The organism is Kitasatospora cheerisanensis KCTC 2395, assembly GCF_000696185.1.
Taxonomy (GTDB): Bacteria; Actinomycetota; Actinomycetes; order Streptomycetales; family Streptomycetaceae; genus Kitasatospora; species Kitasatospora cheerisanensis.
On the sequence record NZ_KK853997.1, the window covers coordinates 3,373,929 to 3,399,186 of the forward strand.

A 25,258-nucleotide genomic window follows, 5' to 3' on the forward strand; every position below is an offset into this window, starting at 1 on the left:
CGCCCGGAATCCGCGGGCCGGCCACGAACCACCGCACCCGACCGACCGGCCATCCGGCGCTCCCCGGCGTCTCCCGACGGCCTGTCAACCGGAGGAACCACATGTACTGCACCACCCGCATCCGCCAGCGTGCCGCCGTCCGACGCATCTGCCTGCACCACGCCGCCCGCCGCGCCGCCACCGCCAGCGGCTGGGGCCGCCGCCACCGCACCGCCACCCGTCCGATCGGAGGCCGCGCATGACCGCCCCCGCCGTCGCCGGCGACCAGTGGGCCGACCTGCAGGGCGCGGCCCTGCTCGGCACCGACCGCCGCCCGCTGCCCGAGCCCGGCACGCCGCTCGCCGGGTCCGTGGACCGCACCGACCCGGCCACCGCGCTGCTCGACCTGGCGGCGCTGGCCACCGTCCGCCGCCGGGCCGGCGCGCTGCCCGGGCCCGCCGTGGAGACGCCCGCGCCCGCCCCGGCCGACACCCGCCCGGCGCTGCCCGAACTCGCCGCCCGTCGCCTCGCCGTGCTGCTCGGCACCCGCGGCGGCCACGGCTCCACCGCCAACCTCGCCGAACTGCTCCCGCAGTGGCTGTCCGCGGCCCGCGCGCACGGCTACCGGCTGCCGCCGGCCCTCGTCCCGGCGCTGCTGGACACCGCCCGGGCCCGGTCCGAGCTGCGCGCCGACGCCGTCACGCTGGCCGGCCCGCTCGGCCGCTGGCTGGCCCCGCTGAACCCGGACTGGCGGTACGTCACCCGCACCGCCGCCGACACCGACCTCGGCGAGGCCGCCGACCGGCCGGCCGAACTCGTCTGGCAGGAGGGCCTGTTCGCCGAACGGGTGGCCCACCTCACCCGGCTGCGCCGGACCGACCCGGCGGCCGGCCTGGCGCTGCTCGCCTCCACCTGGTCCACCGAGCGGGCCGAGGACCGGGTGCTGTTCCTCGACTCGCTGCAGGACGGACTGTCCGGCGCCGACGAGGAGTTCCTGGAGGCCGCGCTCGGCGACCGCTCCAAGAACGTCCGCGCCACCGCCGCCGAACTGCTGTCCACGCTGCCCGGCTCCGCGCTGGCCGGCCGGATGGCCGCCCGCGCCCGCGAGGCCGTCCGGTACGAGGGCGGCCGGCTGCACATCACGCCGCCGGCGGGCTGCGACGCCGCCATGCAGCGCGACGGCATACCCGTCAAGTCGCCCACCGGGCGCGGCGAACGGGCCTGGTGGTTCGGCGAGGTGGTGGCCGCCGCCCCGCTCGCGCTGTGGACCGCCGACACCGGCCTGACGCCCGATCGGCTGCTCACCGTGCCGACCGTGGACGCGGCCGACGGCGGCGGCGCCGAATGGGCCGAGGACCTGCGCGAGGCGTGGGCCCGCGCCGCCGTCCGCCAGCAGGACGCCGGCTGGGCGCGGGCGCTGCTCGGCGCCCCGCCCCGCCCCGGCCGGGCGGGCCGCACCCCGGGCGCGCCCGCGAAGCTGCTCGCCGTGCTGCCGCCCGCCGAGCGCGCCGCCTGGACGGCCGCGTTCGTGCAGACCCACGGCCTCGGCGACGCCTTCCAGCTGCTCGGCGCCTGCGCCACCCCGTGGACGCCGCCGCTGTCCACGGCCGTGGTCGCCGCCCTCAAGCGGGCCGCGGAGCTGGGCTCCTACCCGTGGAGCCACAGCGGCGTGCTCGGTATGACGGAGCGCGCCCTCGCCCCGGAGACCGCCCCGGCGGTGGAGGCGCTCGCCGCCGACACCTCGCCGGACACCGCCTGGGCCGACACCTTCACCCGGCTCGCCGGCACCCTGCGCTTCCGGCAGGCCATGCTCGCCGAACTGGCCGGCTGACCCGTCAAACGCGCGGCGGCCCCGGGCAGTCGTGCCCGGGGCCGCCGTGACGGTGCTTCAGCCGGCGGTGGCTCAGCCGGCGGTGCTTCAGCTGGCGGTGCGCAGGTTCGCCTCGACCCAGCTCACCACGTCCTGGGTGGAGGTGCCGGGGGTGAAGATGTCGGCGACGCCGAGGGTCTTCAGCTCGGCGATGTCGGCCTCCGGGATGATCCCGCCGCAGAACACCTTGATGTCGGCCGCGTCGCGCTCCTTGAGCAGCTCGATCACCTTGGCGCACAGCGTCATGTGGGCGCCGGACAGGATGGACAGGCCGATGCCGTCCGCGTCCTCCTGGATCGCCGTGTCGACGATCTGCTCGGGCGTCTGGTGCAGGCCGGTGTAGATGACCTCCATGCCCGCGTCGCGCAGCGCCCGCGCGATGACCTTGGCACCCCGGTCGTGCCCGTCGAGACCGGGCTTGGCGACCACCACTCGGATCGGCCCTGACACAACCATCACTGCCTCCTGGACCACGTCGTCCACCACCCGTCCGACGTCGTCGCGGGCGCGTGTTAACCACTTTTAACAGACCTGAGGGGAGGGTAGCGGCCCGGCGGGGCCCACCGGTCAAGAGGAGGGGAAAATCACAGCCCTCCGCCGCCCGGTCGGCCCCGCGGAACCGCCGCTCAGAGCTTCTCCACCGGCGCGTAGCGCAGCAGCAGTTCCTTGCGGCCGGCGGACCCGAAGTCGACGGTGGCGCGGGCCTTGTCGCCGACGCCCTGGGTGGCGACCACGGTGCCCAGGCCGAAGCTGTCGTGGCTGACCCGGTCGCCGACGGCGACCGCCACCACCTCGCGGTCCACCACGGTGCGCGCCGACCTGCCCCAGCCGGCCTTCGGCGAGGCGCCCGCCGAGAAGCCCCCGCCGCCGCTGCCGCGGGACGAGCCCGAGGACGGCGAGAAGCGCGAGGCGGGCACGGCCGCCGCGCCGGTGCGCTTCCACTCGATCAGGTTGTCCGGGATCTCCTCCAGGAACCGGGACGCCGGGTTGTACGACGGCTGGCCCCAGGCGCTGCGCAGCACCGACCTGGTCAGGTAGAGCCGCTGCCGGGCCCGGGTGAGGCCGACGTACGCGAGCCGCCGCTCCTCCTCCAGTTCCTTGACCTGGTTCAGCGCCCGCATGTGCGGGAAGATCCCGTCCTCCATGCCGGTCAGGAACACCACCGGGAACTCCAGGCCCTTGGCGGTGTGCAGGGTCATCATCGTGATGACGCCCGCGCCGTCCTCGTCGTCGGGGATCTGGTCGGAGTCCGCGACCAGCGCCACCCGCTCCAGGAAGTCCGCCAGCGAGCCGACCGGCGGGCCCTCGTCGCCCTCCGGCCGCTCCCCGGGTCCTTCTCGTACTCGAGGGCGACCGAGGCGAGCTCCTGCAGGTTCTCCACCCGGGTCTCGTCCTGCGGGTCGGTGGACGACTGGAGCTCGGCCAGGTAGCCGGTCTCCTCCAGCACGGCCTCCAGCACCGCGGCCGGGCCGGCCCCGGACTCGACGACCTGCCGCAGCCCGGCCAGCAGCTCGTTGAACTTCTTCACGGCGTTGGCGGAGCGCGCCGCCATGCCGTACGCCTCGTCGACCCGCTTCAGCGCCTGCGCGAAGGAGATCCGCTCGCGCGCGGAGAGCGCGTCGATCATCGCCTCGGCGCGCTCGCCGATGCCGCGCTTGGGGACGTTGAGGATCCGGCGCAGCGGCACGGTGTCCTCCGGGTTGGACAGCACCCGCAGGTACGCGAGGACGTCCTTGACCTCCTTGCGCTCGTAGAAGCGCACGCCGCCGACCACCTTGTACGGCAGGCCGACCCGGATGAACACCTCTTCGAACACCCGGGACTGGGCGTTGGTGCGGTAGAAGATCGCCACGTCGCCGGGGCGGGCGTGGCCGGCGTCGGTGAGCCGGTCGATCTCGTCGGCGATGAACTGGGCCTCGCCGTGCTCGTCGTCGGCGACGTAGCCGACCACCTGCTCGCCCTGGTCGCCGGCCGTCCACAGGTTCTTCTTGCGGCGGTTGGTGTTCCGCTCGATCACCGAGTTCGCGGCGGTGAGGATGGTCTGCGTGGAGCGGTAGTTCTGCTCCAGCAGGATCGTCGTCGCGTTCGGGTAGTCCTCCTCGAACGCGAGGATGTTGCGGATCGTCGCACCGCGGAAGGCGTAGATCGACTGGTCGGCGTCGCCGACCACGCACAGCTCGGCGGGCGCGATCTGCGCCAGCCGGGCCTCCGCCGGGTCGACGAAGTCGCCGTCGACGGTCTTGCGCGGGGCGTGCCCGGCCGAGCCGCCGGACAGCTCCCGGACCAGCGTGTACTGGGCGTGGTTGGTGTCCTGGTACTCGTCGACCAGGATGTGCCGGAACCTGCGCCGGTAGTGCTCGGCGACGTCCGGGAACGCCTGCAGCAGGTTGACGGTGGTCATGATGATGTCGTCGAAGTCCAGCGCGTTGGCCTCGCGCAGCCGGCGCTGGTAGAGGAAGTACGCCTCGGCGAGCTTCTTCTCCATCGGGTTCGCCGCCCGGTCGGCGTACGTCTCCTCGTCGATCAGCTCGTTCTTGAGGTTGCTGACCTTCGCGGTGAACGACTTCGGCGGGAACTGCTTCGGGTCGAGGTCCAGGTCCCGGCAGACCAGCGCCATCAGGCGCTGCGAGTCCGCGGAGTCGTAGATGGAGAAGCTGGAGCTCATGTTCAGCAGCTTCGCCTCGCGGCGCAGGATGCGGACGCACGCGCTGTGGAATGTCGACACCCACATCGCCTTGGCGCGCGGGCCGACCAGCGCCTCGACGCGTTCGCGCATCTCGCCGGCGGCCTTGTTGGTGAAGGTGATCGCCAGGATCTCGCCGGGCTGCACGCCGCGGGCGGCCAGCAGGTACGCGATCCGGTGGGTCAGCACCCGGGTCTTGCCGGAGCCGGCGCCGGCCACGATCAGCAGCGGCGAGCCGTGGTGCAGCACCGCCTCGCGCTGCGGGTCGTTCATGCCTTCGAGGAGCTGCGCCGGGTCGACCACGGTGCGGGCCGCGCCGTTGCGGTGCCAGGCGTCGCGTTCGGCCTCGGCCGCGTGGTCGGTGGCGAACAGCCCGTCCGGGATGTCCTCCTCGGCGGCGTGACCGGGGTCGTACGGCGGCTCGTCCCAGGGCTCGTCGGCGGGCGGCGCCTCCTCGTCCGACCACGGCGTCAGGGGCGGCTGCGGCACCGCTGCGGGGCGGCGGCTCGACCCGACGGCAGGACGCTCGAAGCCGGGGAGCGGGAGGTCATCGAAGAGGCTAGTCATGGCCCTTCGAGTCTATGGCCCCCCGCCGACATCCCCGGCCGGTCCGCGGTGGACCGGCCGGGGACGGGGTGCGGTCAGCCCGTCGCGGGTCCGCGTTCCAGCAGGGTGACGTTCATGTCCCGGACCACGTAGTTGGTCTGCTTCGGGAACACCTCGTTCAGCACGGCCTTCTCGGCCGCCGAGTACTGGTTGAACACGTAGCCGGGCGGCCCGACCGTGATCGCCCACACCCGCTGGGTGTCGCCGATGCAGGCCTTCAGCTCCTGGTCGGAGCAGAGCGCCGGGTAGATGTCGCCGTTGGCGACCCGGTCCTTCTTGAAGAAGACGCCCTTGAGCTTCACGTCCTCCGGCAGCGTGTAGTCCAGGACGACGTCCAGCTGGAAGAACCGGTAGTCGCCGCCCAGCGTCACCAGGCCGTCGCCGGGCCGGTAGTGCTCGGCGATGACCTTCGACGCGGCGACGCCGTCCCAGGTCTCCCGGGAGTACTTCTGCCGCACCGAGCGCTGGTCGGGCACGCCGAGCAGCACCACCACGGCCAGGCCGATCGCGGCCACCGGCTTGGGCCGCAGCCGGCTCAGGCCGGCGGCGGCGAGCACGCTCCAGGCGGTCAGCGTGAACAGCAGGTACCGGTCGATGAAGTACGCGGTGCCGGACTGCGAGATCAGCCAGACCAGCACGATCGGCACCACCGCGACCATCGCCAGCTCCACCACCACGCGGCGGCCCTTGGCCCAGGCCAGCGGCAGCAGGGCCAGCGCTATCACGCACAGGCCGAACCAGTACGAGTGGAACAGGCCGGGCCAGAAGCCGGCGGCCACGTACTGCAGGCTCGGCGCGTCCAGCCAGCCCAGCTGGCGGCCGACCTGGGTCTGCCCGACCATCGCCAGCGGCGTCAGCGGCAGCGCCCCGAGGACCACGGACAGCGCGAAGCCGATCAGCAGCCGGTGGTTCCGGGGCCGCCACCAGCGCATCAGCACCACCACGGCGTGCCCCGCCACCACGACCAGCGAGATCAGGTGGAACAGGCCGGCGGCGAACAGCGACAGCGAGTACGGCAGCCAGCGGAGCACCGTCGGGCGCTCCAGCGCGCGCAGCAGGAAGAAGGTGGCGGCGGCGATCGCCAGCACCACGAACGCGTAGCCGCGGGCCTCCTGCCCGTAGCGGGAGACCGACGGCGTGAACGCGAACAGCAGGCCGGCCATCAGGCCGGTGGCCGGCCCGAACACCTTGCGCCCGGTCAGCGTCACGAAGACCGCGGCCCCCGCCATGGCCAGCGCGGACGGCAGCCGGAGCGAGGTCAGCGAGTCGCCGAACAGCTCCGTCCAGAAGTGCATGAACAGGTAGTACGGGCCGATCACCGCGTCCAGGTGGTGCAGGACGTCCATGATCTCGGGCACGCTGCGGTGCGCCACGCTCCAGGTGGCGAGCTCGTCGCGCCACATGAAGGGGCGGCCGCTGCCGAACACCCCCACCGCGAGCGTGAGCAGCCCCGGCCACAGCCAGACCAGTCGGAGCGACCACCCCCAGGCCCGCCGGAACAACCCCTGGGCCCTTGCCGGCTCAGCAACCTCCGTGACCGGCGGAGCGGCCTCGGCGCTGGCACTCTTCACTGCGAACCTCTCATCGTCACCACGCCCACTCATGGCGAATTCGTGTATACAAACGCCACGTAACCCCCGTACGTGGCGGAGCAGAGAGCTGCCGCGCCGAGAACGGTCGGGACCACCCCCCGGGTCCTCACCCTGGCAAGGCCGGCCGCCAGCGGGAGCAGCAGCGCGAAAGCCGGGAGCAGGAAGCGTGCACGCGAGTTGAAGTACGCGGCGTCGCCTATGGCGAGCAGCAGCATCATCGCGCTGAAGACCACCAGGGTCAGGGGCTGGCGCTGCAGCAAGGTGACGAGGAAGAGAACCACGGAGGCGACGAGGGTGAAGGTCACCACCAGGTCGGTGAGCCACACGCCGCCGGGGACGGTGATCATCGCGTGGATGGCCTTCAGCGTCGACCGGCCGTAGTCGAAGTGCGACTGCCAGGCGTCCTGGACCCGGAAGTAGCCGTCCCAGCGGCCCTTGCGGTAGCCGACCCAGCCGACGAAGGCGAGGAAGCCGACCGGCGCGATCGCGCCGCCGATCAGCGGCCGCAGCCAGCGGTCCCGCCGCTGCCGCAGCTCGCCGGCCCGGCGGGCCTCGGTCCACTGGGTGATGAGCGCCCAGAGCGCGCCGATGCCGACCGCGGCGGCGACCGCCACGCCGGTGGGCCGGGTCAGTCCGGCCAGGGTGCACAGCACGCCGGCCCAGACCCACCGGCGGGTGACCGCGGCGTACATGGTCCAGGCGGCCAGCGCGGTGAACACCAGCTCCGAGTAGGCCATGCTCTCCACCACGGCGTAGGGCAGCACGCCCCACAGCACGGCGGCGATCACGCCGGCCCGCCGCCCGTACAGCCGGGCGGCGACCGCGAATATCCCCCACGCGGCGGCCAGTGCGCCGGCCCACGCCACCAGCAGCGCGACGTAGTGCACCGGCAGCGGCAGGATCCAGCCGACCCCGCGGATCAGCATCGGGTAGATCGGGAAGAACGCGTACGCCTGGTACGGGCCGAACGGGCCCTGCATCGGCGGGGTACCGGAGTAGCCGTGCTCGGCGATGGCCTGGTACCAGTACGCGTCCCACATGGTGGCGACCCGGTGCAGCGCGGTGGTGCCGTGCTGGCCGTCCCAGAGCATCAGGACGGCCACGCCGAGCGCCCGCACCACCAGGTAGCCGGCCAGCGCGGGCGCCGCGTAGCGGGCGGCCGCGCGGAGCCGGGTGAGTCGGGAGCGCCGGCGGAGCGAGGTGCCGCCGGCCGACGGGCCGGTCCGGTCCCCGGCGTCCTCGCGCGCAACGGTCTCGTCGGCGCCGAGCCTGATGGTCACTGACCGCTCCCCATGGGCGTCGCACCGCGGTGCCGCGGCGTTCGGAAGAAGATCACTGCGACTTCACCGTCGCCGACCTGGCCGCGCGGGAGGCCGTGGCGCGCCAGAGCCTGACGCAGGACAGCAGTGTAGCCGCAGCCAACAGCACGTTACGGACCACCAGGACGGCGCCCAGCCCGGCGTTCCCGGCGATCACGTCCTGCCAGAACAGCGGGAACTCCACGCTGGTCAGCGCGGTCGCGGCCATCAGCAGGACCACCACCGGCCGCTGCGTGGTGCAGCGGAAGGTGAGGCAGACCGCGCCGACGCCGAACAGCCATATCAGGTACTGCGGGCTGATCACCCGGCTGGTGGTGACGAACACCAGTAGCGCGGCCATCGCGGCGTCGGCCGGCGTCGACGGGGTGAACACCCGGGCCCGGATCCGCCACCACAGCAGCCACACGAAGCCGGCCACCGTCAGCAGCACCATCAGCTTGCTGATCGTGTCGACGTACGGGCCGACGATCTCCAGCGAGCCGTAGCGGTAGAGGATGCCGCCCTCGTAGCCGAAGTGGCGGGCGATCAGCAGCAGGCTGCCCGGCACCGACTCGAACTCGATGCCGCGGTTGCCCTGCGCGTTCAGGAAGTCGAACGGGCCCTCGAACAGCAGGACGCAGATCGCGGTGAGCGCCGCCGCCGAGGCGACGAACCCGACCACCACCGAGCGCAGGTCGCGGCCGCGGGGCGCGCCGAACACCGCGAACGCCGGCCACACCTTCACCATCGCGCCGAGCGCCGCGATGCCGCCGCCCAGCCACGGCCGCCGCTGCAGGCTCATCAGCGCCAGCACCGCGAACATCGTGACGATGATGTCGTAGCGGGCGTACGGGATGAACAGCATCAGCGGCATCGCGAGCACCCAGCACCAGGCGCCCGCCAGCCGGCGCCCGGGGCGGGCGCCGTGCCGCAGCAGCACCGAGACCACCAGCAGGTCGGCCAGCAGCGTGACGATCACGAAACCCTGCACGTAGTTGGTGCCCGGGACGGCCTCCGGGGCCAGCACCACGCCCGCGGCGCCCGGCGGGTACTGCCAGGTCGGATCGCCTATCGGGTAGGAGCCGCCGCCCAGGATGTGCGCCCACTTCTGGTAGAGCTTGTGGACCTCGCCGTTCGCGTTCTCGTGGTTCGACAGCGCGGAGAACACCATCGCCGCCATGATCAGGCGGGTGCAGGCCCAGTAGCCGAGCGGCGCCAGCACCCGGGTCGGCCAGTTCTCCGGGTCGAGCGAGAACCGCGAACGGCCTGCCGCCGCCTTGCGGTCGACGCCGTTCTCCGGCTGGACGTCGGGGCCGAGGGAGGTCTCTGGCATCGTGCTCCGTCACTCGAGAAGTGGCCTGGCGGGCGAGGGCTGCGGCGCCCGGAAGAGTCCGGCCCATTATGGCCCGAGCGGCTTGGCCGGATTTCCACGGCCCCTACGCACACAAGCTGTCCGTTTGTCCGGGGCGCGCCGTCGATTCCCCCGGGCCGGCCGCCCGGTCGCCTTGACAGCGCGGGCCACCACGGTGCGCCCGGCCGCCCGAGTCGGCTAGCCTCCCGCCTGTGACCGTCATCGAACAGCCCGCCGAGTCCAAGCAAGCCACCGCCGCCACGAGCAGACCGCCCGTCCGGCTCGGCTGGCTCGACGGCCTGCGCGGGATCGCCGCGCTCCTCGTCGCCGTGCACCACTTCGGCCTGCTCCGCTGGTTCTCGTGGGGCGAGGCCTTCGAGAACAAGTTCGACCTCGGCATCTTCGCCGTCATGCTGTTCTTCCTGGTGAGCGGCTACATCGTGCCCGCCTCCCTGGAGCGGCGCGGCGACGTCCGGGGCTTCTGGGTGGGCCGGCTGTTCCGGATCTACCCGCTGCTGATCGCGGCCGTGGTGCTGTCGCTGCTCCTGCTGCCCGCCAAGTACTCGGCGGTGCCGGACGTCGTCACCGACCGGCCGTTCTGGGCGTACCTGGCGAACCTGACGCTGCTGCACGAGATGACCAACATCGCCAGCGCGCTCGGCGCGATGTGGACGCTCTGCTACGAGATGGTCTTCTACTTCCTGGTCAGCGCCCTGTTCGTGCGGAACTGGCACCGGCAGAGCGCGCCGATATCGCTGTTCTTCGCCGCCGCCGCGCTGCTGCTCGGCGCCTGGTGGAAGCCGCAGCTGCTCACCCCGAAGGGGGTCGCGGCGGTGCCGACGACCACCCACCACGTGATCGTCGCCACCGTGCTGATCATGGTGACCGGCCTGGTCCTGGTGCTGCTCGGACGGCCCGAGCTGGTCCGGCTCGGCGCGCTGGTGCTCGGCGGCCTGGGCGCGGTGCTGCTCTTCCTGAACGCCCGGTCGATGTTCTTCGAGAGCATGATGATCCTGGCCACGATGTTCGCCGGCACCGCGATCTTCCGGGCCGAGAAGGGGCAGACAGACCGCTCGCTGGCCGCCGTCTGCTGCGCGTTCGTGCTCGCCGCGGGCTTCCTGTCCGGCTACATGTACAACCACGGCCAGGCCGCCTTCAACCGCACCTGGACGCACAGCTGGCAGGGCTTCTCGCTGCCGTACGCGCTGGCCTGGGTGGTCTTCGGCGTCGGCATGCTGCTGCGCGGCCGCCGCTGGCCGCGGGTGCTGACCTGGCTCGGCGCGATCAGCTACTCGGTGTACGTGGTGCACATCCCGGTGCTCTGGGCGACCTGGTGGTTCAAGGACCACGTGGTCAGCTACCCGACCACCGGCTGGGCCCGCTGGCTGCTGCCGCTGACCTTCGTCGCCGCCGTCCTGCTGTTCAGCCAGCTGACCTACAAGCTGATCGAGATGCCCGGCCAGAAGCTCGGCAAGAAGGTCGCCAAGGCGCTCGACCGCCGCACCGCGGCCCGCGCGGCGAAGGCCGCGCCGGAACCGGAGCCGGCCGGCTGACCGCCGCACCGCACGGGAACGGGCCCGGCCCCCTCGGAGGGGGCCGGGCCCGTTCCCGTGCGCGGGTCAGACCAGGCGGCGGGCGGTCGCCCAGCGGGTCAGCTCGTGCCGGTTGGACAGCTGGAGCTTGCGCAGCACCGCGGAGACGTGGCTCTCCACCGTCTTCACCGAGATGAAGAGCTGCTTCGCGATCTCCTTGTAGGCGTAGCCGCGGGCGATCAGCCGCAGCACCTCGCGCTCGCGCTGGGTGAGCCGGTCGAGGTCCTCGTCGACCGGCGGGGTGTCGGTGGCGGCGAACGCGTCCAGCACGAAGCCGGCCAGCCGGGGCGAGAACACCGCGTCGCCGTCGGAGATCCGGAAGATCGCGTTGACCAGGTCGGCGCCGGTGATGGTCTTGGTGACGTAGCCGCGGGCGCCGCCGCGGATCACGCCGATGACGTCCTCGGCGGCGTCGGAGACCGACAGCGCCAGGAAGCGCACGCCCTCCACGCCCGCGGAACGGCGCAGCACCTCGACGCCGCCGCCGCCGGGCAGGTGGACGTCGAGCAGCACCACGTCGGGCCGGGTCTCGGCGACCACCCGGACCGCGGACTCGACGTCGTCGGCCTCGCCGACCACGTCGATGCCGGTCTCGTCGGTGCGCCCGATCTCGGCGCGCACGCCGGTGCGGAACATCCGGTGGTCGTCCACCAGGACCACCCGGGCACGCCTCTCGGGTGCCGCTGCGTCAGTCATCTGCCGCCCTCTCCATCTCCAGCTCGACCTCGGTCCCGCCGTCCGGCGCGGGCCGCACCCGAGCGGTGCCCCCGTTGCGCCGCATCCGGCCGATGATCGATTCGCGTACGCCCATGCGGTCCTCGGGGAGGTCGTCGGGGTCGAAGCCGGGGCCGTGGTCGCGGACGAACACCGACACCGTCCTCCCCTCCACCTCCGCGTAGACCTGGACCGGTCCCCCGCCACCGTACTTGGCGGCGTTCACCATGGCTTCCCTGGCCGCCTGCATCTGCGAGGCGATCTTCTCGTCCATCGGGCAGTCGCCGACGCAGACCAGTTCCAGGTGGACGCCGTGCCGGTCCTCGACCTCGGCGACGATCGCCCGCAGGTGCTCGGCGAGGGTGTCCGGGCGGCCTCGGCGGCGGCCTCCGGGCGGTACAGCCACAGGCGCAGTTCGCGTTCCTGGGCGCGGGCCAGCCGCAGCACCTCCTTGGGGTCCTCCGCGCGCCGCTGGATCAGCGTCAGGGTGTGCAGCACCGAGTCGTGGATGTGCGCGGCGATCTCGGCGCGCTCCTGGGCGCGGATGCGGGCGGTGCGCTCGGCGCCGAGGTCCTGCCACATCCGCAGCATGGACGGGCCGCCGAGCACCAGCACGCCCGCCACCACGGCCAGCGAGGACTCGACGACCAGCGCGACCGGCGAGGCGACGCCCTGCATCAGGAAGTAGCCGATGATGCCGGCCACCACCAGCAGCACGCCGGCGGCGACCCGCAGGTAGGCGCCCTTGCGGCTGCCCGGCTGCAGGCCGAACCAGTTCTGCCAGCGCGAGTCGTCGGCCTGCCGCCACACCAGGGCGACGCCGACGCCGACCGCGAGCAGCGGCCACACGTACGGCTTGGCGGTCTGGATGCCGAGCGCGGACAGCAGCGCCATCACGCCGATGACCAGGCCGATCAGCGCGAACAGCTGGCCCAGGCTGCCGCCGCGCTGGCCGGCCGCGGAGCCGGCCACCGGGCGGGCGTCGGCGCCGGTGTCGGCGGGGAGGGCGCCGGGGGCGCCGTCCTCGCCGTGGAAGGTGCGCTCCAGCAGGTCGCGGAGCCGGCCGAACCGGCCGCCGGCGGCCGCGGACGGGCCCGGGCGGGCGGCGCCGGGGGCGGCCTCGCCGATGCCGAGCGGCACCACGACCCAGAACGCGGCGTACAGCAGGGTGCCGATGCCCTCGGAGAAGAACAGCACGATGAACGCCAGCCGCACCCAGGTGACGGGCACGCCGAGGTGCACCGACAGGCCCTGGCAGACGCCGCCGAGGATCCGGCCGTGCGGGCTGCGGTAGAGCTTCCGGTAGGGCGGCGCCCGGCCGGCGTGTCGGTCGGGGCGGTCTCGGGGGTTCGGGTCTCGGGAACGGCCACGGCACCGATGGTCGCAGGTGCCCGGTCGGCGGCGCATCAGGGTACGGCCCGGAGCCCGCCTCAGGGACAGTTCAGGGTCGCTCCCGGGCTCCGGGCGGTTGGGCGGGGCCGCGCGGCCCGGAAGGATGGGGGACATGACGGACGACCAGATCCCCGGGGACGCACCGGACGCCCCCGCCGAGCCCCGCCCGGCGCTCACCCGCTCCTCCCGGCACCGGGTGGTGGCGGGGGTGTGCGGCGGGCTCGGCCGCTACCTGGACATCGACCCGGTGGTGTTCCGGGTGGTCATCGCGGTGCTCGGTCTGACCGGCGGGCTCGGGTTGTTCCTCTACGGCCTGGCCTGGCTGGTGGTCCCGCGCGAGGCGGCGGACGGCGAGGGCGGCCGCACCGAGCTGCAGCGGGTGCTGACCGGCCGGGTGGACGGCCAGTCCGTCGGCGCGGTGCTGCTGACCGTGATCGGCACCGGGGTGTTCTTCTCCTCGATGGGCGACGGCGACCAGCTGTTCCCGCTGCTGCTGCTGGCCGCGCTGGTGTTCCTGGCGCTGCGCTACGACCCGGAGCGCCGGCGCCGGTTCGGCGGCGAGGACGGCGACGGCGGCGGCAACGGCGAGGCCGGGGCGAAGCGGGCCGGCGGCCCGTACGACCGGCTGGACCCGACCGGCGCGTTCGCGGACTGGAAGACCTGGGGCGAGGCGATGAGCCGCGACCTGCGCGGCGAGTGGAAGGCCCGCACCGCCGACCTGCACGAGCGGATCGCGTCCGGGCACGAGGAGCACGCGCCGGGTGCGGCCACCGGCGACACGCCCCCGCCCGGGCCGTCCGGCTACCTGTGGGATCCGCGGCACCCGGAGCGCAACCCGTACGGCGCGACGCCGCCGCCCGGCGCGCCCGCCCAGCCGTGGTGGCAGCGCACCGACCTGCCGGAGGGCGACCCGCTGCGCAAGGAGCCGGCCGGGCCGGAGGGCTACCAGGCCCGGATGGAACGGAACATGGCGCAGTACCGGGAGCGCGCCGAGGAGCGCCACCGGGCGCAGCGCGAGGCGATGGAGCGGCACCGCGAGAGCATGCAGCGCCACCGCGAGTGGAAGGCCCGCCGGAAGGAGCTGCGGGGCCGGTCCGGGCTGGGCGCCTGGGCGGTGCTGGTGGCGATCGGCGCGTCCTGGGCGGTGGCGGCCAGTGACCACGGCACGCACCGCTGGTCGACGGTGCTGGCGGTGGCGCTGCTGCCGCTGGGCCTGGCGATGGCGCTCAGCGCCCGCTGGGGCCGCACCCGCGGGCTGACCTTCCTGGCGCTGCTGGTGACGGCGGGTCTGGTGGCGACCGGGGGGTCGTCGGTGACGGTCGCGAACACGGCCGGCGACCGGCAGTGGACGGCCGCGCAGGACGACCTGCGCTCGCGGTACACGGCGGGCATCGGCGACGCCCGGCTCGACCTGTCGGCGCTGGACCCGCACGGCGGCACCCTCGCCACCGAGCTGCGGGTGGGCATCGGCAACGCGGTGGTGCGGGTGCCGGACGGGGTGGAGCTGCGGCTGAAGCTGCGCGACGCGGTGGGCTCGGTGAGCCTGCCGGACGGTCAGGAGTACGACGGCCCGGTCACCGACGACAACGTGGTGATCGAGGTCCCGGAGGGCCGGCCGTCGAAGGGCGTGCTGGAGCTGAAGGTGACGGCGGGCATCGGGGACATCAGGGTGGAGCGGTGATGAGGAAGCATCAGTTCGATCTGTACGCGCTGGTCGCGGGCGGCCTGTTCACGGCGCTGGCGGTGCTGTACCTGGTCGCCTCGCTGAACGACCGGGAGGTGAACAGCCGGTTCGTGCTGCCGCTGGCGTTCATCGTGCTCGGCGCGGGCGGCCTCGGCGGCGCGCTGGTGGCGGTCGCCAGGCGCGGCCGGGGCGGGGCCCGCGACGACGAGAACTCCCTCGGCCAGTAGGGCTCAGGACTGCTGCGGGCCGAGCTCCAGCTGCTCGCCGTTCTTGGTGACGGTGTACCGGGGCAGCGGCTTCACGGCCGGGCCGTTGAGCACGGCGCCGGTCGCGGCGTCGAACTTGGAGCCGTGGCAGGGGCAGTACAGCTGCCCGTCCTTGGGCGGGTTGACGGCGCATCCGGAGTGGGTGCAGACCGAGGACAGGGCGGTGTACTTCCCGGCGGACGGCTGGACGATGTACACGGCGTCGCCGCTGGCCGGGTCCTTGACGGTGGCGGAGCCGCCGACCGGGACCTGCGCGGCGGGGACGGCCACCGCGGCGGTGGCGGGCTGCGGGACGGGGCTGGTGGCGCCGGGGGTGCCGGCCGCGGCGGCGGGGGCGTTCTCGTCGCGGCCGAAGCTGGCGGTGAGCGAGCCGGACAGCAGGCCGGCGCCGCCGAGGGCGACCGCCGCGATGCCGCCGTCGAGCAGGGCCCGGCGGCGCACCGCGTCCTCGGCGAGGCCGCGGGCCCGGTCGCGGGCGGCCCGGGAGGCGAGGTAGCCGTCCACCGACAGGTGGGGGGTGCCGGCCAGCAGCAGCGGCGTCCAGGCCATCAGGTAGGCCAGGTCGTTGCCCAGGTAGTACGGGGTGGTGTGGAAGCTGACGGTCAGCCAGAGGGTGGCGCTGAGCAGCACGCCGCCGAGGGCGGCGATCCGGCCCCAGAGTCCGAACAGGGTGCCGAGGCCGACGGCGAGCTCGCCGAAGGCGATCAGCAGGCCGAAGAAGGTGGGGGCGTCGAGGGCGGGGCCGAGCGCCCAGCCGATCGGGCTGCCGGCCCTGGCGGCGGCGGTCTGCGCGTAGAACGAGGCGGGGTCGCCGGCGCCGGCCAGGTAGTGCGGGTCGGAGAGCTTGTCGAAGGCGGCGTAGACGAAGGTCGTGCCGAGGAAGAGCCGCAGCGGGAGCAGGGCGAGCCGGGAGGCCGCCGCCTTCCACTGGCCGATCCGTGCCGTGGTGCCGTGGCTGTCGTGCAGGCCCGTCCCCGTCGCCATCGCTGCCGCCCTCTCCCTCGCGCCGCCCGCCGACCGCCGACGGGACCGGGTCCGATTGTGCCGGGTGCCGGGCGCACATGGACGCGCCGCCACTCCCCTGTCGGCGGGGAGCGGCGGCGCGGTCACACGGTTGCCGGTGGGATCACTCCCACTCGATGGTGCCCGGCGGCTTGGAGGTGCAGTCCAGGACGACGCGGTTCACGTCCTTGACCTCGTTGGTGATCCGGGTGGAGATCTTCGCCAGCACCTCGTAGGGCAGGCGCGACCAGTCGGCGGTCATGGCGTCCTCGGAGGAGACCGGGCGCAGCACGATCGGGTGGCCGTAGGTGCGGCCGTCGCCCTGCACGCCGACCGAGCGGACGTCGGCCAGCAGCACCACGGGGCACTGCCAGATCTCGGCGTCCAGGCCGGCCAGGGTCAGTTCCTCACGGGCGATGGCGTCGGCCTCGCGGAGCAGGTCGAGGCGCTCCTTGGTGACCTCGCCGACGATCCGGATGCCCAGGCCGGGGCCGGGGAACGGCTGGCGCTGGACGATCTCGGCGGGCAGGCCGAGCTCCTGGCCGACCATCCGGACCTCGTCCTTGAACAGCTTGCGCAGCGGCTCGACCAGCTGGAACTCGAGGTCCTCGGGCAGGCCGCCGACGTTGTGGTGGGACTTGATGTTGGCGGTGCCGGTGCCGCCGCCGGACTCCACCACGTCCGGGTACAGGGTGCCCTGGACCAGGAACTCCACGGCCGGGCCCTCGTCGGCGATGATGTCGGCCTGGGCCTGCTCGAAGACCCGGATGAACTCGCGGCCGATGATCTTGCGCTTCTGCTCGGGGTCGGAGACGCCCTTCAGCGCGGTCAGGAAGCGCTCCTCGGCGTCGACCACGACCAGCTTGACGCCGGTGGCCGCGACGAAGTCCTTCTCGACCTGCTCGGTCTCGCCCTTGCGCATCAGGCCGTGGTCGACGTACACGCAGGTCAGCCGGTCGCCGATGGCGCGCTGCACCAGGGCGGCGGCGACCGCGGAGTCCACGCCGCCGGACAGGCCGCAGATGGCGCGCTTGTCGCCGACCTGCTCGCGGATCAGCGCGACCTGCTCGTCGACCACGTTGGTGGTGGTCCAGTTCGGGGCGATGCCGGCGCCGCGGTACAGGAAGTGCTCCAGCACCTGCTGGCCGTGCTCGGAGTGCATCACCTCGGGGTGGTACTGCACGCCGTAGAGCCTGCGCTCGTCGTTCTCGAAGGCGGCGACCGGCACCACGTCGGTGGAGGCGGTGACGGTGAAGCCCTCGGGGGCGGCGGAGCAGGCGTCGCCGTGCGACATCCACACCGAGTGCTTGTCCGGGACGCCCTCGAACAGGGTGGAGCCGGAGCGGCTGACGGTCAGCGGGGTGCGGCCGTACTCGCGGGCGCCGCTGTTGTCGACGGTGCCGCCGAGCACGGTGGCCATCAGCTGGAAGCCGTAGCACATGCCGAACACCGGCACCCCGGCCTCGAAGATCGCACGGTCGAGCTGCGGGGCGCCTTCCTCGTACACCGACGACGGACCGCCGGAGAGGATGATCGCCCGCGGGTTCTTGGCGAGCATCTCGGCGACCGGCATGGAGCTCGGCACGATCTCGCTGTAGACCCGCGCCTCACGCACCCGACGGGCGATGAGCTGGGCGTACTGGGCGCCGAAGTCGACGACCAGGACGGTGTCGTTCTCGGGCTGGGACTGGACGGGGGGTACAGAGGACACGGACGGCCTTCCGGCGGCGGTACAAAAGGGGTGTCGCCACCGAGTCTACCGGGACCGTTTCACCCGACTGCCCGCCGTGCTGCCCGTGACCGCGCCGGGCGGCGGCTCGTTGCACCGGGAGACCGTACGAGACGCCGGCGCCCTCCAGGTGCGGGCGGTCCCGTGCGGCGGACCACGCGTGGATCTTCTCCGGTCCACCGGGTGCGCGTGGCGGGCACGGGCCCGCCGTGGGACCGCGCCCCGGTGCTGCGGTCGGGTCAGCAGGGGACAGCGACCCCGTCCGCGACCGGGCGGACCCGGGGTGTGGCGGCCGGTACCGGTGCCGGCCGCCGCACGGGTCGGCCCGATCACTCCGGCGTACGCCCCGGTACGCCCCGCAAGCCACTATTACTGACAGTGACAACATCCGGTGCTCGGATCCGGCGCGCCCCGGTGCCGTGTCCTCTTCCGGCCCGGCCGAATTTGCGTCGAATCGGTTGCACGGCACGGCCCTCGTCCAGGACGATGACTGCAAGGCGGGGGCTTGTCGCACACTCCCGGCCCGCACCCGGGCCGTCGATGCGAGCGGTTCCCTCTCACGCTCCGTGAGGCCCACCGGCCTCGGCGTGCCCTTGGACCATTTCCCGCGACGGCGCTCCTCCCCCGGCGCCGTCACCCAGCACCCGGCGCGGCCCTGACGCCGAGTGCTGACCGACAAAGGGCCCCGTTCCCCCGCGGGGCCCTTTGCCCTGTCCGGGCTCAGCCGGCGTCCGGCCGGCGGTAGGGGGCGTGCGAGTCCAGCACGTCGACCCGCCCGGCCGCCGGCCGCACCTCCTCGACGACCGGCTCGACCGTCCCGAACGCGCCCTCCGGCCCGGCCGCCGCCTGCGCGGGCAGCGGCACGGACAGCGCCACCGGGGTGCGGCGCACCGCGTCGAGCAGGGCCGGCACCAGCAGCGCGCCGAACACCGCCCAGGCCGCGGCGGCGACCAGCACCGAGGTCAGCGACCAGCCGACCAGGTCGATCCGGCTCTCGTGGACCTCGCCCTTGACGGTGCTGCGCTCGCCGAGCCAGATCGAGCTGCCGAGCACCAGCGCCGCGGTGGCCGCCGCGTACAGCGCGGCCAGCCGGCACCGGTCCAGGTGGGTCAGCCGGCCGCGGTGCGCGGACCAGCCGAGCGCCAGCGCCGCCAGCAGCACCGGCACCACGGCCGGCCACCACTGGGCGCCGTGCCCGCCCAGGTCGTACAGCGCGAACGAGTTCTCGCCGGTCCCGGCCCGGGCGCCGGTGCCGACGCCGAACAGGTAGACGCCGCCGTTGAGGGTCAGCGCCCGGAACGTGGACTGCGGGAACGGCCGGTCGACCAGCACCTGCATGGCCACCGAGATCACGGTCAGCAGCGCCAGCAGCCCCCCGACCACCCGCGCCGCGTGCTGCCAGGCCAGCAGCCAGCCGCCCAGCCGGCGCCGCCGGACGGCCTCGATGCGCAGCGCGCCCTGCCCGTCCACGGCCAGCACCACGACGGCCGCGGCCAGGAACGCGGACACCCCGAGCGGCACCATGGCCGGCCCGGTGGAGACCTGCATGCTGAGCTTCAGCGACTCCTCGTCGACCTGCGCGCTGCCGGTGGACAGCCACCCGAGGGCGAGCGCCGCGGCGGCGGAGAGCGCGCCGGTGCGCAGCGCCTGCGCGCCGGCGGCGCGCGCGGTCGGCTCGGCGGCGCCGGCCGCGGCGCGGGCCCGGGCGGCGAGGCGCTGGCCGAGCCAGAGCAGGGCGAGCCAGGCCAGCGTGACGGCGTACGGCACCACGTGGAGGCTGGCGGCGGAGGTGCCGAAGCTGCTGGTGTTGGTGTTCTTCCAGTAGGTGCCGAACGCGGTGAGGGTCAGCTGCAGCCACATCTGGAAGGTGTGGGTGGTCCAGCGCACCCCCGGGTCGTCGTCCACGCCGATGCCGCGGCCGCCGACGGCGCTGCCGAGCGCGGCGAGCACCACCAGCAGCACGGTCGGGGCGAGCAGCACCCGGCCGGCGGTCAGCCAGCCCCGGGACGGCGTGGGCCAGGTCCGGTCGTGGTGGACCCGGCCGCTGCCCCACGGGGAGGGGCCGGGTGCGGCGGTGTCGTCCGCGACCACCTCGCCGATCGCGGGCGGCGGCGGGCCCGGCGGCCGTCCGCAGTTCGCGCAGGTCGCCGGGGCGCCGGCGACGGCCGCTCCGCAGGACGGGCAGATGGGCATGGCGGTCTCCCCCGGGGATGGTGCGTGGTCGGGTGCCCGTTTATCCCATCGGCCGTCCGGGAATGTCAATCGGCTTCAGTCGGCCTTCCGCGGCACCTTCGGCACGGCCAGCAGCGGCAGCCTGAGCTCGCCGAACGCCCCCTCGGGGACGGCCGGCTGACGGGGCGTCACGGCCGGGACGGGCCGGTAGCCGGCGCCCTGTTCGGGGCGCGGGTCGGCCTCGCCGCGGTTGGGCCACATCGACATGGCGCGCTCGGCCTGCGCGGTGATCGTCAGCGACGGGTTGACGCCGAGGTTGGCGGAGACCGCGGAGCCGTCGACCACGCTGATCCCCGGGTAGCCGTACAGCCGGTGGTACGGGTCGACGACGCCGGTCTCGGCGCTGTCGCCGATCGGGCAGCCACCGAGGAAGTGCGCGGTCAGCGGGATGTCGAAGATCTCGCCGACGGTGGAGCCGGGGAAGCCGTTGATGGACGCGGCCAGCGCCCGGGCGCCCTCCTCCGCCGCCGGGATGTAGTTCGGGTTGGGCGCGCCGTGCCCCTGACGGGAGGTCAGCTTTCCGTTCTTCAGCGACACCGTCAGCGAGTTGTCCAGCGACTGCATGACCAGGCCGATGATGGTCTTCTCCGACCAGCGGTGCTGGTTCATCGACTGGGCGAAGATCCACGGGTGCCGGGCCGCCGCGCCGAGGTAGCGCAGCCAGCGCGGCCCGCGTCCGGCGCCGCTGACCTGCTGGATGGAGAGCGCGCCCATCGCGTTCGAGCCGCGGCCGTAGCGGACCGGCTCGATGTGGGTGTTCTCGTCGGGGTGCACCGAGGAGGTGATGGCGACGCCGCGGGTGAAGTCGGGCCGCTCGCCGTAGCGCCGGTCGGAGGTCTGCGCACCCACCAGCGCCTCGGAGTTGGTGCGGGTCAGGTGGCCCAGCTTGGCGGAGATCCGGGGCAGCAGCCCGCCCTCGCGCATCCGGTGCAGCAGCGTCTGGGTGCCGTAGGTGCCGGCCGCGACGACCACCCGCTCGGCGGTGATGGTGCGCGCCCCGGCCCGCTTGGCCCGGCCGGTGCGGGCGCCGGTGGGGAGCACGTCCACGGCGTAGCCGTCGCCGTGCGGGCGCAGCCGCTTCACGGTGGTCAGCGGCAGGATCTCGGCGCCGGCCCGCTCCGCCAGGTACAGGTAGTTCTCGGTGAGCATGTTCTTCGCGCCGTGCCGGCAGCCGGTCATGCACTCGCCGCACTCGGTGCAGGCCCGGCGCTTCGGGCCGGCCCCGCCGAAGTACGGGTCGTCGACCTCGGCGCCGGGCGCGGCCTTGGCCTCGCCGGTGCCGTCCTGCCCGTCGCCGAAGAACACCCCGACGGGCGCCAGGTGGAAGGTGTCGCCGCAGCCCATCGCCTCGGCAGCGGCCTTCAGGTGCACGTCGGAGGGCGTCATCGTCGGGTTGAGGCGGACGCCGAGCATCCGCTGCGCCTGGTCGTAGAACGGGGCGAGTTCGGCCTGCCAGTCGGTGATGTGCCGCCACTGCCGGTCCTCGAAGAACGGCTTGGGCGGCACGTACAGCGTGTTGGCGTAGTTCAGCGAGCCGCCGCCGACGCCCGCGCCGGCCAGGATCAGCACGTTGCGCAGCAGGTGGATGCGCTGGATGCCGTACAGCCCGAGGGCGGGCGCCCACAGGTAGTCGCGGGTGTCCCAGGACGTGGTGGGCAGCTCGTCGCGGCCGAACCTGCGCCCGGCCTCCAGGACGGCGACCTTGTAGCCCTTCTCGGTCAGCCGCAGCGCGGCGACCGAGCCGCCGAAGCCCGAACCGACCACCACGACGTCGTAGTCGTACGACACTGCTCCTCCTCGATCGACGGCCCTGCTACTTCAGGCGGAAGGCCTTCATGACCTTCAGGCCGGTGGTGAACAGCTCGGCGAACTTCCGGTCGTCCAGGCCCATCGACGGGCCGATCGGCAGCAGCCGCTGGACGGCGATGGTCTGCGCCTCGGTGTAGCGCAGGATGCCTTCGGCGCCGTGCCGGCGGCCGAGCCCGGAGTCGCCCATGCCGCCCATCGGCGAGGCCACCGACCCGTACGCGGCGGCGTACGCCTCGTTGACGTTGACGGTGCCGGTGCGCAGCCGGGCGGCGACCTTGCGGCCGCGGGAGGTGTCCTTGGTCCACACGCTGGAGTTCAGGCCGTACGGGGTGGCGTTGGCGGCGGCGACCGCCTCGTCCTCGGTGTCGAAGCGGTAGATCGACACCACCGGGCCGAAGGTCTCCTCGGCGCACACCGCCATCTCGGGGGTGACGCCGTCCAGGATGGTCGGCTCGAAGAACAGCGGCCCGAGGTCGGGCCGGGCCTGCCCGCCGGCGACCACGGTCGCGCCGGCCTTGACCGCCTCCTCGACGTGCCGGGTGACGGTCTCCAGCTGACGGCCCGACACCAGCGAGCCCATGTCCGCGCCGTAGGCGAGGCCGCCGCCGAGGCGGAGCGCGGCGGTCTTCTCGGCGAACCGGGCCAGGAAGTCGTCGGCCACCGACCGGTGCACGTACAGCCGCTCGATCGAGATGCACAGCTGTCCGGCGGAGGAGAAGCAGGCCCGGACGGCGCCCGCCGCGGCCTTGTCCAGGTCGGCGTCCGAGAGCACCAGCATGGCGTTCTTGCCGCCGAGTTCGAGCGACGCGCCGACCAGCCGCTCGGCGGCCCGCCGGGCCACGTCCCGCCCGGTCCGGGTGGAGCCGGTGAACGCCACGTAGTCGGCGCGCTCGACCACCTGCGGGCCCACCACGGGGCCGTCGCCGAGCACGATCTGCCAGATCTGCGGCGGCAGTCCGGCCTCGACGAACAGTTCGCGCGCCCAGAGCGCGGTCAGCGCGGTCTGGGTGTCGGGCTTGTTGACCACCGCGTTGCCGGCGACCAGCGCCGGCAGGGCGTCGCCGACCGAGAGTTCCAGCGGGTAGTTCCACGGCGAGATCTGTCCGACCACGCCCTTCGGCCGGCGCGCCTCGACGGCGCTCGTCAGCACCGGCAGCGCACCGCCCCGGCGGCGGTCCTTCAGGTAGGAGGCCGCCGTGCGGCCGTAGTGCCGGGCCGCCGAGGCGACCGCCATGACCTCCTCGAAGGCGTGCAGCCGGGCCTTGCCGGTCTCCGCCTGGATGAGGTCCAGCACCTCGTCCTGCCGCTTCAGCAGCAGGTCGTGGAAGCGCAGCAGCACGCCCGCCCGGTGCCGCACCGGCAGCGCCGCCCAGGCGGGCTGCGCCCGGCGGGCCTCGGTGAACGCCCGCTCCACGTCGCCGGGCGCGGACACCGGCAGGGTCGCCAGCACCTCCCCGGTCAGCGGCGCGACGGTCTCCGCGACCTCGTCCCCGGACGCCGTGACGCCCTTCGCCAACCGCGCCACCAGCGCCGCCGGCACAGCCGACGCGACCGTGCGCGCCGCACCCTTCGCCGCAGGATTGCGCCGAACCTGGCTCGTGCTCTCCGTCATGCGGGCAGCCTAGGCGCTCGCGCCCCGCTTGTGTACCCGCCGGTAACACATTCCCCCGGCGGGGTGCCCCGACCGGCCGGACGAGCACGCGAACCGCTCCGCGCGCCCGTCCGCCGCCTCACTTGGTCGGCGCGAAACTGTTCAGCACCGTCGTGAAGCGTCGCAGGCTCTGCGTCCAGTCCTTCTCCGGCCCCGACACGTACACCGCGAACGAAGTGCCGTCACTGCGCCGGAACTCCACCTCCTTCGCGTGCCGCCGGACGCCCGTGGTCCCGGTGAAGCTGAACTCCCACACCGCGCCCTCCTGGTCGTTGATCCTCGCGGCGGCCAGGGTGCTGGTCTGGAAGTCCTTCTGGCTCTTGCTGAGCGAGGCCTCCATCTGCAGCAGGTGCTCCTGCGGCGCCAGCGGCTGCCCCACCGTCACCGCGAACTGCAGGTAGTGGTCGCGGTCGTCCGGCGAGTAGTAGATCTGCGCCCCGGTCTCGCTGCGCACCCAGTTGCCGTCGGTGGGCAGCAGGAAGCGGAACCCGGCCGGGTCGTCCTTCCACACGTAGCCCGCGGGCGCGGGCCCCTGCCCGGGGCCGGGCACCGGGTCGGGCGCGGGGTCGACAACGGCGGCCTTGTGCCGATGGCTGAGGTAGTACCCGCCGCCGCCGGCCGCGACCAGCACCAGGACGACGGCCAGCACCGTCAGCACCCGCCGCTTCCCGCCGCGCCGGACGGGCGCCGCCGGAGCCGTCGTCCCGCCCGCGGTGCGCTGCTGCGGCACCTGAGGGGGCGTCACCGTCCCGGCCGCGTCGGCCCCGGGCTCGACCCGGTCGACGACCGGCACCACCTGGGTGGGCAGCCGGACGCCGGCGGCCTGTTCGGGGACGCGCATGCCGACGGTGTGTCCGGCGGCGACCTCGCGGAGCATCCGCTCGGCCTCGTCGGCGCCGGGCCGGTCGGCCGGGTCCTTGGCCATCAGCGCGGCCAGCACCGGACCGAGGCCGGCGGCCCGCCGGGCCTCCGGCAGCGGCTCGTCGACGACGGCGGCGAGGGTGCCGAGCGGGCTGTCGCGGCGGAACGGCGACTGGCCCTCGACGGCGTGGAACAGCGTCGCGCCGAGCGCCCACAGGTCGGAGGCCGGTCCGGGCCGCTGGCCCTGGGCCCGCTCGGGGGCCAGGTAGTCGGGCGAGCCGACCAGGTCGCCGGGGCGGGTGATGTCCATCGCGCCCTCGAACTTGGCGATGCCGAAGTCGAGCAGCACGACCCGTCCGCTGCCGTGTTCGAGCAGCACGTTGGCGGGCTTGACGTCCCGGTGCAGCACGCCGAGCTGGTGGCCGCGGTGCAGGGCGGCGAGCACCTGGAGGCCGACGTCGGCGGCCTCACGGGGCGTCAGGGTGCCGTCCTGGCTTATCACGTCGGACAGCGCGCGGCCGTCGACGAGTTCCATCACGATCCACGGCCGGCCGTCCTGTTCGAGCACGTCGTGGATGGTGATGACGCCCGGGTGCTTGATCCGGGCGGCGGCCCGGGCCTCGCGCTTCATCCGGGACTGGAGGATCTCCAGGTCCTCCTCCGAGAGGTGGCTGACCGTCAACTCCTTGACGGCCACCTCCCGGTCCAGCATTTCGTCCATGGCCCGCCAGACGGTCCCCATCCCGCCGCGTCCCAGACGCTCGCCGAGCGCGTACCGCCCCGCCAGTAGACGGCCTGTCGACTGGTCCTGTGCGCCCATGACCGTCCCCCCCTTCAATGACCCCCCACCGCCGGTCGGACGAGGTCGTGGCACCTCGTGTGCCTGCTCGCACCGACGGTTCGAAGGCAAGCCTAGGCTGCGCGGGCCCGCGCGGGAATCGCACCCC

The 25,258-nt window shown here is 73.8% G+C and carries 16 protein-coding genes and 2 pseudogenes; 5 read left to right on the forward strand and 13 right to left on the reverse strand.

The features are described 5' to 3' along the window. Window positions 1-101 precede the first annotated feature (101 nt). Together KCH_RS41350 and KCH_RS15155 are read left to right on the forward strand one after the other, a co-directional pair. A complete protein-coding gene (locus tag KCH_RS41350) occupies window positions 102-242 on the forward strand; it encodes a hypothetical protein (protein WP_157032063.1) in 141 nt (46 codons plus the stop codon). Next, entirely contained in the window at window positions 239-1,810 is a 1,572-nt protein-coding gene (locus KCH_RS15155) for a DUF5691 domain-containing protein (protein WP_035863423.1), read from the forward strand. The genes KCH_RS41350 and KCH_RS15155 overlap by 4 nt, the downstream gene beginning before the upstream one ends. An 87-nt stretch (window positions 1,811-1,897) precedes the next feature. Here KCH_RS15155 and icmB read toward each other — a convergent pair whose 3' ends face one another. From icmB to KCH_RS15180, 5 genes and pseudogenes are all read right to left on the reverse strand, one after another. After that, window positions 1,898-2,305: a coenzyme B12-dependent isobutyryl CoA mutase small subunit gene (gene icmB / locus KCH_RS15160; protein ID WP_035872198.1), complete on the reverse strand. Its 408-nt coding sequence runs from the start codon at window positions 2,303-2,305 to the stop codon at window positions 1,898-1,900. 170 nt (window positions 2,306-2,475) lie between these two features. Then, a pseudogene (gene pcrA / locus KCH_RS15165) lies at window positions 2,476-5,099 on the reverse strand (DNA helicase PcrA). 74 nt (window positions 5,100-5,173) lie between these two features. Then, window positions 5,174-6,709 (reverse strand): glycosyltransferase family 39 protein, encoded by a 1,536-nt coding sequence (locus KCH_RS37330; protein ID WP_167574061.1) that lies wholly within the window; start codon window positions 6,707-6,709, stop codon window positions 5,174-5,176. Between the two features lie 29 nt (window positions 6,710-6,738). Further along, a complete protein-coding gene (locus KCH_RS15175; protein WP_051653104.1) occupies window positions 6,739-8,010 on the reverse strand; it encodes a glycosyltransferase family protein in 1,272 nt (423 codons plus the stop codon). A 52-nt stretch (window positions 8,011-8,062) separates the two neighbouring features. Then, window positions 8,063-9,361 carry a glycosyltransferase family 87 protein gene (locus KCH_RS15180; protein ID WP_051653105.1) on the reverse strand — a complete coding sequence of 433 codons (1,299 nt, stop codon included), beginning with the start codon at window positions 9,359-9,361 and terminating at the stop codon, window positions 8,063-8,065. A 230-nt stretch (window positions 9,362-9,591) separates the two neighbouring features. On the opposite strand from KCH_RS15180, the gene KCH_RS15185 reads away from it, so the two are divergent. Beyond that, window positions 9,592-10,932, forward strand: a complete 1,341-nt coding sequence (locus tag KCH_RS15185; protein WP_035863425.1) for an acyltransferase family protein — start codon at window positions 9,592-9,594, stop codon at window positions 10,930-10,932. 66 nt (window positions 10,933-10,998) lie between these two features. Here KCH_RS15185 and KCH_RS15190 read toward each other — a convergent pair whose 3' ends face one another. Both KCH_RS15190 and KCH_RS15195 read right to left on the reverse strand, forming a co-directional pair. Continuing rightward, window positions 10,999-11,667, reverse strand: coding sequence for a LuxR C-terminal-related transcriptional regulator (locus tag KCH_RS15190; RefSeq protein WP_035863428.1), 669 nt, complete (start codon window positions 11,665-11,667; stop codon window positions 10,999-11,001). After that, window positions 11,660-13,092 (reverse strand): annotated as a pseudogene (locus KCH_RS15195) (PspC domain-containing protein). The gene KCH_RS15190 and the pseudogene KCH_RS15195 overlap by 8 nt, the downstream one beginning before the upstream one ends. Before the next feature lie 97 nt (window positions 13,093-13,189). On the opposite strand from KCH_RS15195, the gene KCH_RS15200 reads away from it, so the two are divergent. Together KCH_RS15200 and KCH_RS15205 are read left to right on the forward strand one after the other, a co-directional pair. Further along, window positions 13,190-14,758 (forward strand): PspC domain-containing protein, encoded by a 1,569-nt coding sequence (locus KCH_RS15200; RefSeq protein ID WP_035863429.1) that lies wholly within the window; start codon window positions 13,190-13,192, stop codon window positions 14,756-14,758. Continuing rightward, window positions 14,758-14,988: a hypothetical protein gene (locus tag KCH_RS15205; RefSeq protein ID WP_035863432.1), complete on the forward strand. Its 231-nt coding sequence runs from the start codon at window positions 14,758-14,760 to the stop codon at window positions 14,986-14,988. The genes KCH_RS15200 and KCH_RS15205 overlap by 1 nt, the downstream gene beginning before the upstream one ends. A 3-nt stretch (window positions 14,989-14,991) precedes the next feature. Here the strand turns inward: KCH_RS15205 and KCH_RS46610 are convergent, their stop codons facing one another. From KCH_RS46610 to KCH_RS15235, 6 genes are all read right to left on the reverse strand, one after another. Next, a complete protein-coding gene (locus KCH_RS46610; protein WP_063750154.1) occupies window positions 14,992-16,011 on the reverse strand; it encodes a Rieske 2Fe-2S domain-containing protein in 1,020 nt (339 codons plus the stop codon). Between the two features lie 142 nt (window positions 16,012-16,153). Beyond that, complete coding sequence (gene guaA / locus KCH_RS15215; RefSeq protein ID WP_035863434.1) at window positions 16,154-17,740, reverse strand: glutamine-hydrolyzing GMP synthase; 1,587 nt, start codon at window positions 17,738-17,740, stop codon at window positions 16,154-16,156. 738 nt (window positions 17,741-18,478) lie between these two features. Further along, on the reverse strand, window positions 18,479-19,951 hold the full coding sequence (locus tag KCH_RS15220) for a hypothetical protein (RefSeq protein ID WP_035863437.1): 1,473 nt from the start codon (window positions 19,949-19,951) through the stop codon (window positions 18,479-18,481). A gap of 75 nt (window positions 19,952-20,026) precedes the next feature. Beyond that, a complete protein-coding gene (locus KCH_RS15225) occupies window positions 20,027-21,778 on the reverse strand; it encodes a GMC oxidoreductase (protein WP_035863440.1) in 1,752 nt (583 codons plus the stop codon). 25 nt (window positions 21,779-21,803) lie between these two features. Next, the gene (locus tag KCH_RS15230) at window positions 21,804-23,411 is read right to left on the reverse strand and encodes a succinic semialdehyde dehydrogenase (RefSeq protein ID WP_035863443.1); all 1,608 of its coding nucleotides are present in this window, start codon (window positions 23,409-23,411) and stop codon (window positions 21,804-21,806) included. Window positions 23,412-23,529: 118 nt separating this feature from the next. Beyond that, window positions 23,530-25,131, reverse strand: coding sequence for a serine/threonine-protein kinase (locus tag KCH_RS15235; protein ID WP_035863445.1), 1,602 nt, complete (start codon window positions 25,129-25,131; stop codon window positions 23,530-23,532). Between the last annotated feature and the right edge of the window lie 127 nt (window positions 25,132-25,258).